Here is a 14953-nt window from a genome sequence, read left to right as displayed (position 1 = left end):
GTGGCGTTCCCCATCATGCGCCGCGATCAATCGTGCGGGGTGGTGCTTTCCGCCTCGTCCACGGCCTGCTCGCTGCCCAGGCCATGGCGCAGCAGCATCGGGATCTGGGCAAAGGTGAACAGGAACGACAGCGCGCTCACGCCCCACAGCTTGGCCGAAAGCCAGCCATCGAAGCTGAGGGTGTGGCGCAGCACTTCGTTGAGCGCGGCCAGGAACAGGAAGAACCACGCCCAGTTGCGCGACAGCTTGCGCCAGCCGGCCTCGTCCAGCCCGTCGAACGCGCTTTGCAGCAGCAGGCGCAGCACTGCCTTGCCGCGCGCCAGGCCAACGAACAGGCCGGCGGCAAACAGCAGGTAGATCACCGTGGGCTTGATCTGAATCCAGAACGGATCGCCCAGGAACACGGTAAGCGTGCCAAAGCCCAGGATCAGCGTGGTTGAAAGCCACAGCATGGGCGAAACCTTGCCCAGGCGCCATTTCGACACGATCAGCGCGGCCACCGTGGCGGCCATGAACACGACCGTGCTCTTGGTGATTGCCACCACCGCGCCCACGCCCGAATCCGCGCTCTTGTCCGGGCTGAAATGGCGATAGGCGAGGAAGAACACCAGCAAGGGGCCGTAATCGACCGCCAGGTTCACCCAGGATGATTTGGGTTTGCCCGTCTGGTGCTTGTGCTGTCCCGCGTTCATTGAAACACCCCCGCAATCACCTTGGCCACCAGATCGGGATCGAACGGGCGAAGGTCATCAATGGTTTCACCCACGCCGATGGCATGGATCGGCAGGCCATATTGTTCGGCCGCCGCCACCAGCACGCCGCCGCGCGCGGTGCCATCGAGCTTGGTCATGATCAGGCCCGAAACGCCCGCCACATCCTTGAAGATTTCAATCTGCTGAAGCGCGTTCTGCCCGTTGGTGGCATCGAGCACCAGCACCACGTCGTGCGGCGCCTCAGGGTTGAGGCGGCCGAGCACGCGGCGGACCTTGGCCAGTTCGTCCATCAGTTCGCGCTTGTTGTGCAGGCGCCCGGCGGTGTCGACGATCAGCACGTCGGTGCCTCGGTCGGTGGCAGCCTTGACCGCATCGAACACGATCGAGGCCGGATCGCCCCCTTCCGGCCCGGTGACGATCGGCACGCCCAGCCGGTCTGCCCAGACTTTCAGCTGGCCGATGGCGGCGGCGCGGAACGTGTCGCCGGCCGCCAGCATCACCGAATAGTCGAGTTCCTGGAACAAGTGCGCCAGCTTGGCGATCGTGGTGGTCTTGCCCGAACCGTTGACGCCGATCACCAGGATCACCTGGGGGCGGGGGAAGGCGACGATGTCCAGAGGCTTGGCCACCGGGCGCAGGATCGCGGCGATTTCCTCGGCCACGGCGGCGCGCAGGGCGGCATCGTCCAGCCCGCCATCGAACCGGGCGGCGGCCAGAGTCTTGCGGATGCGGGCCGCCGCGCGCGGGCCCAGGTCCGACATGATCAGCGCGTCCTCGATCTCGTCGAGCTGCGCATCGGTGAGGCGGGTGGCGCCACCCAGGCCCGCGAGGTTGCCGGCCAGCCGTTCCGACGTCTTGCGCAGCCCGCCTACCAGGCGTTCCGACCAGCTGTCGCTACTCATGCCAGCATTCCTTCTTCGATTCTTTCGGGTGTCAGCGTCACCAGGCTGCCGGGCGGCGTGCCGGCAGGCAGGCGATAGGGCGCGAAATCCGGGCCATGGCCGGTGCCGTCGCGTTCGGCAAGCACTTGTGCGGGGCGCCCGACCAGGCCTTGCAGCCAGGCGCTGCGTGCCTGGGCCACGGCGGCGCGCAGTTGCGCGGCGCGTTCGCGCACCAGCGCGGGCGCCACTGGCGGCATGCGCGCGGCGGGCGTGCCGGGGCGGGGGGAATAGGGAAAGACGTGGCCGTGAACGATCTGTGCCTGTGCCACGATGGAGAGGTTGTCGGCATGCATCGCTTCGTCTTCGGTGGGAAAGCCGGCGATCAGGTCTGCGCCGATGGCCATGTCCGGGCGGTGGCGCCGCAGCGTTTCCACCAGGTCCAGCGCCTGGGCGCGGGTATGCCGGCGCTTCATCCGCTTGAGCACCATGTCTGCCCCCGATTGCAGCGAGAGGTGCACATGCGGCATCACGCGCGGCTCATGGCACAGCAGATCGAGCAGCAGCGGATCGATCTCCACCCCATCGACCGAGGACAGGCGCAGCCGGGGCAGGGCGGGGAAGGCGCGCAGGATCGCCGCGACCAGATCGCCCAGGCGCGCGGGGATCGCCAGGTCGGCGCCCCAGCTCGTAAGGTCCACGCCGGTCAGCACCACTTCGGCCACGCCATGGGCCAGGTGCCCGGCCACGGTTTCCAGCACTTGCGCGACGGGGGCAGAGCGGCTGGCGCCGCGCCCGGCGGGAATGATGCAGAACGTGCAGGCATGGTCGCAGCCGTTCTGCACCGCCACGAAGGCGCGGGTGTGGCGTTCCGAAGGGGCCACGGGCAGCGCAGGGGCAGGGACCTGCCAGCGGGCGGGATCGAGCTTGGCAGTGTTTTCCACCACGCCGTCCACTTCGTCCATCGCGGCAAAACCGGCCGGGTCGATCGTCGCGGCGCAGCCGGTCACCAGCAGCCGCGCCTCGGGATGGTCGCGGCGCAGGCGGCGCACCGCGCGGCGCGACTGGCGCACGGCTTCGGCCGTGACGGCGCAGGAATTGACCACGACGGTGGGCGTTGCGGCGCTGGCCAGCAGGCCGCGAATCGCCTCGCTTTCCGAAAGGTTCATCCGGCAGCCGAGCGTGACGACTTCGGGGGCGGCAGGCGCGGACACGTCAGGTCTCAGAGCGGGTAGAGCGCGTCGTCGAAAGCGCCTTCGAAGCTGGTGGTGGCCGGGCCGGTCATCGTGATGGAGCCGCCTTCGGGCCAATCGATGCGCAAGGTGCCACCCGGCAACGTGACGGCCACGCTGCGGCCCACCAGCTTGCGCCGCATGGCGGCCACCGCCGTGGCGCAGGCGCCGGTGCCGCAGGCGCGGGTCAGCCCGGCGCCGCGTTCCCACACGCGCAGCGCGAGGTGATCGGGGCCGATCAGGCTCGCCACGTTGACGTTGACGCGTTCGGGAAAGACCGGGTCATGCTCGATGATCGGGCCCAGGCGTGCCAGGTCCACCGCGCTTGCATCGGGCACGAAAAACACCGCATGGGGGTTGCCGACATTGACCGCAACCGGGTTTTCGAGGGTTTCCCAACCCAGCGGCATGGCCAGCGTGTCCATCGCATAGGCCAGGGGAATCGCGTCCCAGTCAAAGCGTGGCGCGCCCATGTCCACGGCAATGCCCGCGTCGGTGGCTTGTGCTTCGATCAGGCCGCCGCCGGTTTCGATGCGCGTGCGGCCAGCGCGCTCGGCGGCCAGCAGCAGGCCCACCGCGCGGCTGGCATTGCCGCAGGCGCCCACTTCGCTGCCGTCGGGATTGAAGATGCGCATCTTCACGTCGGCCTGGGCAGAAGGCTCCAGCACGATCAACTGGTCGCAGCCGATGCCGGTATGGCGGTCGGCCAGTGCGCGGGCGCGGGCGGGCGAAAGCGGCAGAGGCGTTTCGCGCGCGTCGATCACCACGAAATCGTTGCCCAGGCCGTGCATCTTGAGGAAGGGAATGCGCATGGGGCGCGATCTAGGCGCCAACGGGCCTTGGCGCAATGGTTCAGCCGTTGGCGGCGCGATCCTGCGCGGGGGCGATGTCTGCCGTATCATGGCCGGTAACCAGCAGATCCTCGGCCGCCAGGGCCGTGCGCACGGTCTGCGCGTCCTGCGGCTGGCCATAGAGGAAGCCCTGGCCCTTGAACGAGCCAAGCTTGCGCAGTTCTTCGAGCACGCCTTCGCTTTCGATCCCTTCGGCCGTGAGCGGAAGGTCGAGCCCCTGGCCAAGCGACGTGATCGCGGCCACGATGGTTGCGCTGTCCTTGCAGCGATCGAGCGTGGAGACGAAGCTGCGGTCGATCTTGATGCGGTCGAACGGCAGGGAGCGCAATTGCGCGATCGAACTGTAGCCGGTGCCGAAATCGTCAAGGCTAAGGCGAATGCCCTGGTTCTTGAGGCTGGCCACCAGCGAGCGGACCAGCGGCAGGTTTTCGTGCAGGCAGGTCTCGGTGATTTCCACGTCCAGCCGATGCGGCGGGAAATTCGCTTCTACCAGCAGCTTGAGCAGGCGCTGCGCGAACCATGGATCGCGCAGTTGCAGGGGCGAGACATTGACCGAAAGGGTGAGCGAGGCATCCCAATCGCGCGCGTCGGCCAAGGCCTGGCGAATGAGCGATTCGGACAGTTCGGCAATCACGCCGATTTCCTCGGCCACGGGGATGAACACATCGGGCGCGATCAGCCCGTGGCGCGGCGATTGCCAGCGGGCGAGCATTTCGAAGCCGGTCAGGCGGCCGGTGTCGATATCGATCTGCTTTTCGTAATAGGGCACGAATTCGCCCCGCGCGATGCCCTCGCGAATGCCGCTTTCCAGTTCGGCGCGAAAGCGCAGTTCCTTTTCCATCGCCGGGTCGAACCAGCAGAACCGGTTCCGCCCGCTGCTTTTGGCCTGGTACATCGCCAGGTCGGCATGGTGTTGCAGGCGCGCGGCCGCGATCGCATCGTCGGTGCCGGCAGGAATGGTGGCCCCGTCGCTGCGGGCAAGGCCGATCGAACCGGAAATCTCCACCTCGCACTCGGCCAGCACCACCGGCTCGGCCAGGGCGGCGTTGAGTTGCTCGGCAATCTGCTCCACCACGCCTGCGCGCGCCGGATCGAACCGCATGGCGCAGGTGAATTCGTCGCCGCCGATACGGGCGATGATAGCGCCCGAGGGCAGGATCGCGCGCAGCCGGCTGGCCGTTGCCACCAGCACCGCGTCGCCCGTCTGGTGGCCATGCAGATCGTTGGCGCGCTTGAACTTGTCGAGATCGAGCATGAACAGCGCGACGGCATCGCCCTGGACGCGGGCCTCGTGCACCAGGGTCTCGATCGCGCTGTCCAGGCTGCGGCGGTTGAGGCAGCCGGTGAGCGGATCGGTGAAGGCCAGCGTGCGGGCGGTTTCTTCGGCGCGGCGGCGTTCGCGCACTTCGCCGGTCAGTTCGACATAGCGGCGCCAGCCGAAGATGATCAGCGCGATGTTGAGCAGCAGGGCATTGGCCAGGATCGAATCGACGCTGGCGCCGCCGAACAGCACGTGGCGCACGGTGCTGGTCAGCACGGCCGAACCCGATCCGACGAACAGGATGATGGCGGCGGTGATGATGCCCAGGGCAACGATGTCACGCTCGGCGCGGGCAATTCCGGGCTGCGGGGTTGCGGTCGTGCCGCTGTCGAGTGCCGCGCTTGCCATGCCGTTACCTGCCGTATTCCCCCGGGGCTGCCGATGAAGCCCCCCATTGACCGATCCCGGGAATCTACGTGCGGCAGGTTGAAATATTGGTTAAGGTCTCGGCAGTGGCGCATTTGCGGGCGTTTGGGCCGGGCCGGGGTTGCAATCGGACGGGCGCACGGGTAAGGCCGGCGCTCTGCAAGGGCCGGGAATCGCCGGCACTGATGCGGATTCGTTTTGTACGCCCCCTGATGGATGGCGCACGCTGGTCGGCGAGGTTTCGCCCACCGGCGTTTTTCGCGTTATCGGCTGGTGGCGTGCGGCTTGGCAATGGAGCAGCGCGTGTTCGACAGTCTTTCCGACCGGCTTGGCGGCGTATTCGACCGCCTGCGCGGACGCGGCGCGCTTTCCGAAGACGATGTGCGTGGCGCGATGCGCGAAGTGCGCATTGCCCTGCTGGAGGCCGACGTGGCCCTGCCGGTGGTGCGCCGCTTCGTCGACCGCGTCACCGAAGAGGCCGTGGGCCAGTCGGTGCTCAAGTCGGTCACGCCTGGCCAGCAGGTCGTCAAGATCGTCAACGATGCCCTGGTCGAGATGCTGGGCAGCGAGGCGGCCGATCTCGATCTGGCGGCCACCCCGCCGGTGGTGATCATGATGGTCGGCCTGCAGGGTTCGGGCAAGACCACCAGCACCGCCAAGATCGGCAAGCTGATCAAGGAAAAGCGCGGCAAGAAGGTGCTGATGGCGTCGCTCGACGTCAATCGCCCGGCCGCGCAGGAACAGTTGAAGGTGCTGGGCGAGCAGGCCGGTGTGGCCACGCTGCCGATCGTGCCGGGCCAGTCGCCGGTGGAAATCGCCACCCGCGCGATGAACGCGGCCAAGCTCCAGGCCGTGGACGTGCTGCTGCTCGACACCGCCGGGCGCCTCCACGTCGATGCCGCGCTGATGGACGAGATGAAGGCCGTGGCCGCCGTCTCCACCCCGCGCGAAACGCTGCTGGTGGTCGATTCGCTGACCGGCCAGGACGCGGTCAACGTCGCCCAGGCCTTTGCCGGCGAAGTGGACCTGACCGGCGTGGTGCTCACCCGCATGGACGGCGATGCACGCGGTGGTGCGGCGCTGTCGATGCGCGCCGTCACCGGCAAGCCGATCAAGTTTGCCGCGACGGGTGAAAAGCTCGACGCGATCGAGCAGTTCCAGCCCGAACGCGTGGCCGGCCGCATCCTGGGCATGGGCGATATCGTCTCGATCGTCGAAAAGGCGGCCGCGACGATCAAGCAGGACGAAGCCGAACGGCTCGCCGCGCGCATGGCCAAGGGCCAGTTCGACATGAACGACCTGCGCAGCCAGTTGCAGCAGATGCAGCGCATGGGCGGCCTGGGTGCCCTCGCGGGGCTGATGCCGGGCATGAAGAAGGCCAAGGCGGCGATGGCCCAGTCCGGCATGGACGACAAGGTTCTGCTGCACATGGACGCGATCATCGGCTCGATGACGGTCAAGGAACGCGCCAAGCCCGAATTGCTCAATGCCAAGCGCAAGATCCGCGTGGCCAAGGGATCGGGCACCACGGTGCAGGACGTCAACAAGCTTCTGAAGATGCACATGGAAATGGCCAAGGCCATGAAGCAGATCAAGAAGATGGGCGGCCTCAAGGGGCTGGGCGCGCTGTTCGGCAAGGGTGGCCTGGGCGCCGCCATGCCGGGGCTGGACCAGCAGGGCGGCGGCATGGGTGGCATGGGCGGCGGCCTTGGTGGCCTGCCCGGCCTTGGCAGCGGCGGATTGCCCGCCAACCTGGGTGACCTGCTCAAGAAGAAATGATTTTTCCGTTATTTTCCAGTTTAGTCGAAAGGTAGTCGAATGTCTGTTTCTCTGCGTCTGTCGCGTGGCGGTTCCAAGAAGCGCCCCTATTACAAGATCGTTGCGTCGAACAGCCGCGCCCCGCGCGATGGCAAGTATCTGGAGCAGGTGGGCACCTACAACCCGCTGCTCGCCAAGGACGCTGCCGATCGCGTGCGCCTGGTCGAAGACCGCGTGCGTTACTGGCTTGGCGTTGGCGCCCAGCCGACCGACCGCGTTGCCCGCCTGCTCGACAAGGCCGGGATCAAGGAACGCACCCCCACCAACAACCCCAAGGCTGGCGAACCCGGCAAGAAGGCCAAGGAACGCGCCGAAGACAAGGCTGAAAAGGCCGCTGCTGCTGCTGAAGCCGCGGCTGCTGCCAACGCGCCGGCCGAATCCGCCGAAGCCTGAGGCGATTAGAGCGGCATGACGCACGATCGACCGGTCACGCTGGCGGCCATCGCCGGCGCCCATGGCGTGGCCGGCGAAGTGCGCCTCAAGCTGTTTGGAGAAGGCGTGGCGGCGTTGAAGGCCTACAAGGCGTTCAACGGCGGCACCCTGACCCTGGAAAAGCTGCGCGACGACGGCAAGGGCGGGGCGATCGCCCGCTTTGCCGAAGTGACCACGCGCAACGCGGCGGAAGGCTTGCGCAGCACGGCGCTGACCGTGCCGCGCTCGGCCCTGCCGCCACTCGCCGATGGCGAGTATTACCACGCCGACCTGATCGGCCTGCCCGCCCATTCCACCGACGGCACCGTGCTCGGCACGTGCGTGGGCGTGGACAATTACGGCGCGGGCGACGTGCTCGATATCGAGCGGCCCGATGGCAAGCGCTTCATGGTGCCGATGCGGGCGGAAGCGGTTCCGGAATGGGACCAGGAGCGCCTGTTGATTGACGCGCTTTACGCGGAATGATGAACTCTCCGCTGGCACTCTGAAGTGCCGTGGCTGGGGGTCTGCCCGTGCTTTTCCCGTTGATTTTTGCCGGCAATTTGTTGGTTGCGTTGGCGACTGCATGGCTTTTCGGTCGGTGGCGCCCACGTTGGTCGCGTTTGAGGTGTGCCGTGTTGGCGTCCTCCCTGTTTCCGGGAACGTTGGCGGCAGTGATCGCGCTGCCTTTGCTGTCAGCCACCTGGCATGGTGAATGCGGTCAGGAAGGCTGCATCTACGTCGCGTTTGCGGGCATCCTGTTGTTCATGGCGGTGGCACTGCTGTTCGGAATGGGCATGTCGGTCGCGCTTTATCTCTTGGGCAAGACATCGCATCGGGCGGCCCATCGGCAACGCTATTGATCTGGCAGTCGATTGACGCTGGGATCAGCATGGTATATACAGATCGTATATACAGAGGTGCGCTAGTGACCGAGCAATTCAAAGCCAAGAGCTTCATGTCCGGCAATTCGGTTGCGCTGCGCCTGCCCAAGGGGCTTGGCGTCGATCCTGGCATCGACTGGACCGTGGAATGGCGGGGCGACGCCTTGGTTTTTCACGCCAAGGATCGGCCTAAGCGCAAGTTCAATATCGACAAGGTCTGGGGCATTGGCGCCGGCCTGGGCCTGGAATTGCGCAAGCCGGAGGATCGGGTGTTCGAACCGAGCCGGCGTGTGTGGGATGACATGTCCGACGAACCGGCATGAAGTATCTGCTCGATACCAATGCCATCATCGTCGCGCTTGAGGCGCGCAGCGAGATGTTGCGTGCTCGCCTTGCCGAATGCGAGGAGGGCGATCTTGCCACATCGGCCATTGTCCACGCGGAAATCCTGCTGGGTATTGAAGCGGGCAAGCCGCCGTTGCGCGAGGTATTGGCCATCTTCTCGGAAGAAGTGCCAGTCTTGGCCTTCGATGCGGCCGCTGCTGAAGCCTATGCCCGCGTTCCGTTCCGGCGTGGGAGTTTCGATCGCCTGATTGCGGCCCATGCACTGGCGCTCGATCTGGTGCTGGTCACTGACAACGTGGCCGACTATGCCGACGTGCCGGGGCTAAAGGTCGAGAACTGGGTGCGATAAGGCACGGTTGCCAAGGCCGCTTGGCCACGCCAAGGCCCCTCCACCAGCCTGCGGCTGGTCCCCCTCCCCGTGCCGGGGAGGATCGAGCAGGACTTTTTGCATGACCTTCCACGCTGCCGTTCTCACGCTTTATCCCGAGATGTTTCCCGGGCCGTTGGGGGTAAGCCTGGCGGGGCGGGCGCTGGGGGAGGGCAAGTGGACGCTCGATCCAGTGCAGATCCGCGATTTTGCCGCCGACAAACATCGCACGGTGGACGATACGCCGGCCGGGGGCGGGGCGGGCATGGTATTGCGCGTGGATGTGCTGGCTAGGGCCATCGATCATGCGCGGGGGCTGATGGCGCAAAAGATCCTCCCCGAGGCGGGGAGGGGGACCGCCGACGAAGTCGGTGGTGGAGGGGTCTCGGCGCCTGACGCGGCGTTTGAGGACGCGAACCCCCTCCACCAGCCTGCGGCTGGTCCCCCGCCCCGTGCCGGGGAGGCCATCCCCGTCATCGCCATGACACCGCGTGGGCGTCCGTTGACGCAGGCGCGGGTGCGCGAGCTGGCGGCGGGGCCGGGCGTCATTGTCGTGTGCGGGCGGTTCGAGGGGTTTGACGAGCGGATTTTCGAAGGCCGCCAGGTGGAGGAAGTCTCGGTGGGAGACATCATCCTGTCCGGCGGCGAATGCGCGGCGCTGATGCTGCTGGATGCTTGCATTCGCCTGCTTCCCGGCGTAATGGGCGCGGCTTCCAGTGGGCATGAAGAGTCGTTCGAAAACGGGCTGCTCGAATATCCCCACTATACCCGCCCCCAGGAATGGGAAGGGCGCGCGATCCCGCAAGTGCTGCGATCGGGGGATCATGCGAAGATCGCGGAATGGCGGCAACGCCAATCCGAGGATGACACACGGTTACGCAGGCCGGACCTTTGGGAGCGTCATGTCGACGCTCGGGCCCAGTCTGCCTCTGGCGCGCGGCAAAAAAGTGCAGGACGTTTGAAAAATGAACCTGATTCAGCAGCTTGAAGCTGAAGCCATCGCCGAATTCAAGGCGAAGAAGTCCATTCCCGAATTCCGCGCCGGCGACACCGTCCGCGTGGGCGTGCGCGTTGTCGAAGGCGACCGCACCCGTGTTCAGGCTTATGAAGGCGTGGTGATCGCGCGTTCGAACCGTGGCCTGGGCTCGAACTTCACCGTCCGCAAGATCTCGTTCGGCGAAGGCGTGGAACGCGTGTTCCCGCTCTACTCGCCCAACATCGATTCGATTACCGTCGTCCGTCGGGGCGTGGTGCGTCGTGCGAAGCTGTACTACCTTCGCGGCCGCACCGGCAAAAGCGCCCGTATTGCTGAACGGCGCGATGTACGCGCCGGCCAGGAAGGCTGAGAAGCCGCCGCCGCGACACGGAAATGACCGTAGAAAGGCGTCCTGGCATACCCGCCAGGGCGCCTTTTTGCTTATCGGGAACAGCCTCTTGCCATGCGTTTTCGTCTTCTGCTGCTTTCCGGCGCGCTTGCCTGCGCGCCCGCTTTCGCTCCGTCCGCGCTGGCCGGGGATGCGCCCGTGACCGGTAGCGTGGCCCGCCAGACCGCCCCGCTCACGCTGGAGCGCGTCTTTGCCAGCCCGTCGCTCAACGGGCCGACCCCGCGCGGCGTGCAGCTGTCGCCAGATGGGCGCTATCTCACCCTGCTCAAGAACCGCGCCGACGATCGCGAGCGGTTCGACTTGTGGGGGTTCGATCGCAAGACCGGCAAGTGGTCGATGCTGGTCGATTCGCTCAAGCTGTCTTCGGGCCGCGTGCTGAGCGAAGCGGAGAAGATGCAGCGCGAGCGCCAGCGCATCGGCGACCTGAAGGGCATCGTCAGCTATGACTGGGCGAGCGACAGCAAGGCCGTGCTGGTGCCCTTGGATGGCGATCTGCTGTTGGCCGGCCTCGATGGCACGGTGCGCAAGATCGCCGGCACGACCGGCGGGGAATTGAACCCTCGCCTGGGCCCTGAAGGGCAGAGCATTGCCTTCGTGCGCGATCGCCGCCTGTGGGTGGCCCCGGTCGACGGCAAGAGCGCCCCGCGCGCGATCAGCCCAGAGGAAACGGCAGACACCGTGCACTGGGGCGAGGCGGAGTTCGTGGCCCAGGAAGAACTGGCGCGGATGAACGGCTTCTGGTGGGCGCCCGATGAAAAGCGCCTGGCGGTGGAACGCTTCGACGAGGCAGCGGTGGGCGTGGTGACGCGCGCGGCGATCGGCGCGGATGGCACGCGCACGTTCGACCAGCGCTATCCGGCGGCCGGCGGCGCCAATGCCGATGTTTCGCTGTGGCTGATGGATGCCGATGGCAACCACCGCGTGGCTGTGGACCTGGGCAGCGACAAGGACATCTACCTTGGCCGGGTGGACTGGGCACGCGATGGCAAGACGCTCTATGTCCAGCGGCTGGACCGCGCGCAGACCCGGCTCGACATGCTGGCGGTGGACCCGGCCACGGGCAAGGCGCGCGTTCTCTTTACCGAGCAGGCGCGCGAGAAGAGCTGGATCAACCTGTCGAGCAACTATCGTTTCCTCGATGACGGCAGCCTGATCTGGTGGTCGGAACGCGATGGCTTTGGCCATCTCTACCGCTTCAAGCCAAACGGCGGCGATGCCCAGTGGCAGCAACTGACCAAGGGCGACTGGGCCGTGACCGACCTGGTCGGCGTTGACCAGAAGGCTGGCCGCGTGGTGTTTGCCGCTACCCGCGACGATGTACTGGCCGGCCAGGTCTATGCCCTCTCGCTCAAGGCGCCCGACAAGATCGAGCGGCTGACCGATGCGGCGTTCGACAACAAGGCGAGCATGGACAGCAAGGGCCAGACCCTGATCGTGACGCGCAGCGCCGATGCGCAGCCGCCGCAATCCTATCTGGCCGATGCCACGGGCAAGCGCCTGGCCTGGATCGAGGAAAACAAGGTGGACGCGGGCCACCCCTATGCGCCGTATCTGGCCGCGCATCGCCCGGCCACGTTCGGCACGATTGCCGCGGCCGATGGCACGCCGTTGCGCTACATGATGATCACTCCGCCGCTGGTGCCGGGCAAGCGCTATCCGGTGTTCACCTATCACTATGGCGGCCCCACGGCCAACGTGGTGCACAAGGGTTGGCAGGGCGCCTTGGCCCAGGCGATCGTGGCCAAGGGCTATATCTACTTCGCGCTGGACAATCGCGGATCGGAAAACCGGGGCGTCGATTTCGCCAGCGCGATCTGGCACGCCATGGGCACGGTGGAAGTGGAAGACCAGCTGGCCGGGGCGCAGTGGCTGAAGACGCAGCCCTATGTCGATCCCAAGCGGGTCAGCACGTTTGGCTGGTCCTATGGCGGCTACATGACGGTCAAGATGCTCGAAGCGCATCCCGGCGTCTGGGCGGCGGGCATCGCAGTGGCGCCGGTGACCAAATGGGAACTGTACGACACCGCCTATACCGAACGCTACCTGGGCAATCCCAAGCAAGTGCCGGAGGTTTACAAGGCCGCCGGCGCGCTGGAGCGGACGAGCCAGATTCGCGATCCGCTGCTGCTGGTGCACGGCATGGCCGACGACAACGTGGTGTTCGAGAACAGCTCTGCCCTCATCGCCAAGATGCAGGGCGAGGCGGTGCCGTTCGAGATGATGCTCTATCCCGGCTATACCCACCGCATCAGCGGCCCCAAGGTGAGCCAGCATCTCTATGAAACGATGTTCCGCTTCCTCGATCGCAACGGGGCGGGCGCCGGCAAATAAGACGTTTGGGGGGCACAAGCCCCTTTCGCTTGGCTGGTTGGAACCAGCCGCTAAGGAACGGGCGCGCGCAAGGCGCCCGCAAGGGAGTGTAAGTTACCATGGGTTATCGGGTTGTAGTGGTGGGTGCGACGGGCAATGTCGGCCGCGAGATGCTCAACATCCTGGCCGAGCGCGAATTTCCGATCGACGAGATCGCGGCGCTGGCTTCCTCGCGCTCGCACGGCATCGAGATCGATTTTGGTGAAACCGGCAAGAAGCTCAAGGTTCAGAACGTCGAGCATTTCGACTTCACCGGCTGGGACATCGCGCTGTTCGCCGCCGGTTCCGCGCCGACCAAGATCTATGCGCCCAAGGCCGCTTCGCAGGGCTGCGTGGTGATCGACAACTCGTCGCTCTATCGCATGGACCCGGACGTGCCGCTGGTGGTGCCCGAAGTGAACCCCGACGCGATCGACGGCTACAAGGCGCGCAACATCATCGCCAATCCCAACTGCTCCACCGCGCAGATGGTCGTGGCGCTCAAGCCGCTGCACGACAAGGCCAAGATCAAGCGCGTGGTCGTGGCGACCTATCAGTCGGTCTCGGGCGCGGGCAAGGAAGGCATGGACGAGCTGTTCGAACAGAGCCGCGCGATCTTCGTGGGTGACCAGGTGGAACCCAAGAAGTTCACCAAGCAGATCGCGTTCAACGTGATCCCGCATATCGACAGCTTCCTGGACGACGGTTCGACCAAGGAAGAGTGGAAGATGGTGGCCGAAACCAAGAAGATCCTCGATCCCAAGGTGAAGGTGACCGCGACCTGCGTGCGCGTGCCCGTATTCATTGGCCATTCCGAAGCCATCAACCTGGAATTCGAGGAAGAAATCACGGCCATCGAAGCCCAGGACATCCTGCGCGAGGCGCCGGGCGTCATGCTGGTGGATAAGCGCGAAAACGGTGGTTACGTCACTCCGGTGGAATGCGTGGGCGATTACGCCACCTATGTCTCGCGCGTGCGTGAAGATCCGACCGTGGACAGCGGCCTGTCGCTGTGGTGCGTGTCGGACAACCTGCGCAAGGGCGCCGCGCTCAATGCCGTGCAGATTGCCGAACTGCTGGGCCGCCGCCACTTGAAGAAGGGCTGAGCGAGCCGGCTATAACGGCCGCATGAAAAAGGCCCCGGTATTCCGCACGGGAATACCGGGGCCTTTTTGTGGGCGTGCCGCGCGTGTTATTGCGTGATGCGCGTGGTCGTGGTCACCGTGCCGGCGGCCGAAGCCGTGCGCACCGGGGTGTGGGTGGTGCGGCGCGCGACCTTCTTGACCGTGACCTTCTTTACCGGCGCGCGGGCAGCGCCCTGCGTGGTGACGGTGGTTTCCACAGTGGCCGGGGCGGGCTGCGGCGTGGTCATCGCCACAGCTGCGGCTTGGCGGGCGGCAGCGGCGTCAGCCGCCGAAGACTGCGCGGCAGCGGTGGCAACGTCGGCCCGCGCGTTGGCGGCATCGGCCTGGTTCTGCGCGGCCTGGGCCTGGGCCTGGGCATCGGCGACGGCGGCGGCCGACTGGCGATCGGCCATTTCGGCCTTGTGCTTCTGCATCATGCCGATCGCGGTGTCGGCGAGCGCGGAGGCGTGGATCGCATCATCGATGGCTTCGGGCTTGTGCCCGGCCGAAAGGTTTTCCTGGGCATGGGCCAGCGCGGCCTTGGCCTGGGCGGTTTCGCCCGGGCGGAACTCGGCCGTGCCGAGCTGCTCGGCCGTGTCGATCTTGGCCTGGGCCGCGGCGATCGCCTGGCGGGCGCGCTCGGCCTTGCCGGCGGCGTGGGCGGGGGCCGAAAAGCCGGCAATCATGGCAGTGGCCGCCAGCAGCGGCAGGGTGATCTTGGTCTTGCTCATCGAACGAACTCCACAATCGGATGGTGGATAGCGGATGGCCGCATGCGGCCGTGTTGGCGGGGGAACCGCAGGTGCGCGGCTTGCGTTCCGCAGGGCTTTCGCTTTGTCGCCAAAGCCGTGCACCTTGGCGCGATGGTGTGCCCAGACTGCGGCGAAGCGAGCGGGGCGGGGTTGCGTA

Annotated in this window: 16 protein-coding genes; 10 read left to right on the top strand and 6 right to left on the bottom strand. The window is 66.3% G+C overall.

Annotated elements, in window-relative coordinates; all coding sequences use genetic code 11:
- Positions 1–26: 26 nt before the first annotated feature.
- The 5 genes from R9J51_RS19005 to R9J51_RS18985 are packed head-to-tail and all read right to left on the bottom strand — an operon-like array spanning position 27 to position 5343.
- A complete protein-coding gene (locus R9J51_RS19005; protein ID WP_179505395.1) occupies positions 27–692 on the bottom strand; it encodes an inner membrane-spanning protein YciB in 666 nt (221 codons plus the stop codon).
- Positions 689–1615: a signal recognition particle-docking protein FtsY gene (ftsY, locus tag R9J51_RS19000; RefSeq protein ID WP_168556720.1), complete on the bottom strand. Its 927-nt coding sequence runs from the start codon at positions 1613–1615 to the stop codon at positions 689–691. Before ftsY ends, R9J51_RS19005 begins: the two co-directional genes overlap by 4 nt.
- Entirely contained in the window at positions 1612–2805 is a 1194-nt protein-coding gene (locus tag R9J51_RS18995) for a MiaB/RimO family radical SAM methylthiotransferase (RefSeq protein ID WP_432787671.1), read from the bottom strand. The genes ftsY and R9J51_RS18995 overlap by 4 nt, the downstream gene beginning before the upstream one ends.
- A gap of 8 nt (positions 2806–2813) precedes the next feature.
- A complete protein-coding gene (gene dapF, locus R9J51_RS18990; RefSeq protein WP_179505394.1) occupies positions 2814–3635 on the bottom strand; it encodes a diaminopimelate epimerase in 822 nt (273 codons plus the stop codon).
- A gap of 40 nt (positions 3636–3675) precedes the next feature.
- Positions 3676–5343, bottom strand: coding sequence for a putative bifunctional diguanylate cyclase/phosphodiesterase (locus R9J51_RS18985; protein WP_168556723.1), 1668 nt, complete (start codon positions 5341–5343; stop codon positions 3676–3678).
- Positions 5344–5664: 321 nt separating this feature from the next.
- Here R9J51_RS18985 and ffh point away from each other — a divergent pair, with 321 nt between their 5' ends.
- From ffh to R9J51_RS18935, 10 genes are all read left to right on the top strand, one after another.
- A complete protein-coding gene (ffh, locus tag R9J51_RS18980; RefSeq protein ID WP_179506562.1) occupies positions 5665–7140 on the top strand; it encodes a signal recognition particle protein in 1476 nt (491 codons plus the stop codon).
- A gap of 39 nt (positions 7141–7179) precedes the next feature.
- The gene (gene rpsP / locus R9J51_RS18975) at positions 7180–7572 is read left to right on the top strand and encodes a 30S ribosomal protein S16 (protein ID WP_169475956.1); all 393 of its coding nucleotides are present in this window, start codon (positions 7180–7182) and stop codon (positions 7570–7572) included.
- 15 nt (positions 7573–7587) lie between these two features.
- Positions 7588–8076 carry a ribosome maturation factor RimM gene (gene rimM, locus R9J51_RS18970; protein ID WP_179505393.1) on the top strand — a complete coding sequence of 163 codons (489 nt, stop codon included), beginning with the start codon at positions 7588–7590 and terminating at the stop codon, positions 8074–8076.
- A gap of 152 nt (positions 8077–8228) precedes the next feature.
- Complete coding sequence (locus tag R9J51_RS18965; protein WP_184117315.1) at positions 8229–8453, top strand: hypothetical protein; 225 nt, start codon at positions 8229–8231, stop codon at positions 8451–8453.
- Positions 8454–8518: 65 nt separating this feature from the next.
- Positions 8519–8797: a hypothetical protein gene (locus R9J51_RS18960; protein WP_179505391.1), complete on the top strand. Its 279-nt coding sequence runs from the start codon at positions 8519–8521 to the stop codon at positions 8795–8797.
- Positions 8794–9168 carry a type II toxin-antitoxin system VapC family toxin gene (locus R9J51_RS18955; protein WP_179505390.1) on the top strand — a complete coding sequence of 125 codons (375 nt, stop codon included), beginning with the start codon at positions 8794–8796 and terminating at the stop codon, positions 9166–9168. Before R9J51_RS18960 ends, R9J51_RS18955 begins: the two co-directional genes overlap by 4 nt.
- Positions 9169–9268: 100 nt before the next feature.
- Positions 9269–10174, top strand: coding sequence for a tRNA (guanosine(37)-N1)-methyltransferase TrmD (gene trmD / locus R9J51_RS18950; RefSeq protein ID WP_179505389.1), 906 nt, complete (start codon positions 9269–9271; stop codon positions 10172–10174).
- Positions 10152–10532: a 50S ribosomal protein L19 gene (rplS, locus tag R9J51_RS18945; RefSeq protein ID WP_168556730.1), complete on the top strand. Its 381-nt coding sequence runs from the start codon at positions 10152–10154 to the stop codon at positions 10530–10532. The genes trmD and rplS overlap by 23 nt, the downstream gene beginning before the upstream one ends.
- A 93-nt stretch (positions 10533–10625) precedes the next feature.
- Positions 10626–12902, top strand: coding sequence for a S9 family peptidase (locus R9J51_RS18940; RefSeq protein WP_179505388.1), 2277 nt, complete (start codon positions 10626–10628; stop codon positions 12900–12902).
- Positions 12903–13000: 98 nt separating this feature from the next.
- Positions 13001–14026: an aspartate-semialdehyde dehydrogenase gene (locus R9J51_RS18935; RefSeq protein WP_169475962.1), complete on the top strand. Its 1026-nt coding sequence runs from the start codon at positions 13001–13003 to the stop codon at positions 14024–14026.
- A gap of 86 nt (positions 14027–14112) precedes the next feature.
- Here R9J51_RS18935 and R9J51_RS18930 read toward each other — a convergent pair whose 3' ends face one another.
- Positions 14113–14775 carry a hypothetical protein gene (locus R9J51_RS18930; protein WP_168556733.1) on the bottom strand — a complete coding sequence of 221 codons (663 nt, stop codon included), beginning with the start codon at positions 14773–14775 and terminating at the stop codon, positions 14113–14115.
- Between the last annotated feature and the right edge of the window lie 178 nt (positions 14776–14953).

The organism is Novosphingobium rhizosphaerae, from assembly GCF_050920675.1.
Classification (GTDB): domain Bacteria; phylum Pseudomonadota; class Alphaproteobacteria; order Sphingomonadales; family Sphingomonadaceae; genus Novosphingobium; species Novosphingobium rhizosphaerae.
Note: the sequence above shows the minus strand (reverse complement) of the source record. Positions and strands in the feature narration are given on the sequence as shown.

Coding starts and splice junctions, on each gene's coding strand:
- R9J51_RS19005 (WP_179505395.1), bottom strand. CDS start 692: ATGAACGCGGGACAGCACAAGCACCAGACGGGCAAACCCAAATCATCC.
- ftsY (WP_168556720.1), bottom strand. CDS start 1,615: ATGAGTAGCGACAGCTGGTCGGAACGCCTGGTAGGCGGGCTGCGCAAG.
- dapF (WP_179505394.1), bottom strand. CDS start 3,635: ATGCGCATTCCCTTCCTCAAGATGCACGGCCTGGGCAACGATTTCGTG.
- R9J51_RS18985 (WP_168556723.1), bottom strand. CDS start 5,343: ATGGCAAGCGCGGCACTCGACAGCGGCACGACCGCAACCCCGCAGCCC.
- rpsP (WP_169475956.1), top strand. CDS start 7,180: ATGTCTGTTTCTCTGCGTCTGTCGCGTGGCGGTTCCAAGAAGCGCCCC.
- rimM (WP_179505393.1), top strand. CDS start 7,588: ATGACGCACGATCGACCGGTCACGCTGGCGGCCATCGCCGGCGCCCAT.
- R9J51_RS18955 (WP_179505390.1), top strand. CDS start 8,794: ATGAAGTATCTGCTCGATACCAATGCCATCATCGTCGCGCTTGAGGCG.
- trmD (WP_179505389.1), top strand. CDS start 9,269: ATGACCTTCCACGCTGCCGTTCTCACGCTTTATCCCGAGATGTTTCCC.
- rplS (WP_168556730.1), top strand. CDS start 10,152: ATGAACCTGATTCAGCAGCTTGAAGCTGAAGCCATCGCCGAATTCAAG.
- R9J51_RS18940 (WP_179505388.1), top strand. CDS start 10,626: ATGCGTTTTCGTCTTCTGCTGCTTTCCGGCGCGCTTGCCTGCGCGCCC.
- R9J51_RS18935 (WP_169475962.1), top strand. CDS start 13,001: ATGGGTTATCGGGTTGTAGTGGTGGGTGCGACGGGCAATGTCGGCCGC.
- R9J51_RS18930 (WP_168556733.1), bottom strand. CDS start 14,775: ATGAGCAAGACCAAGATCACCCTGCCGCTGCTGGCGGCCACTGCCATG.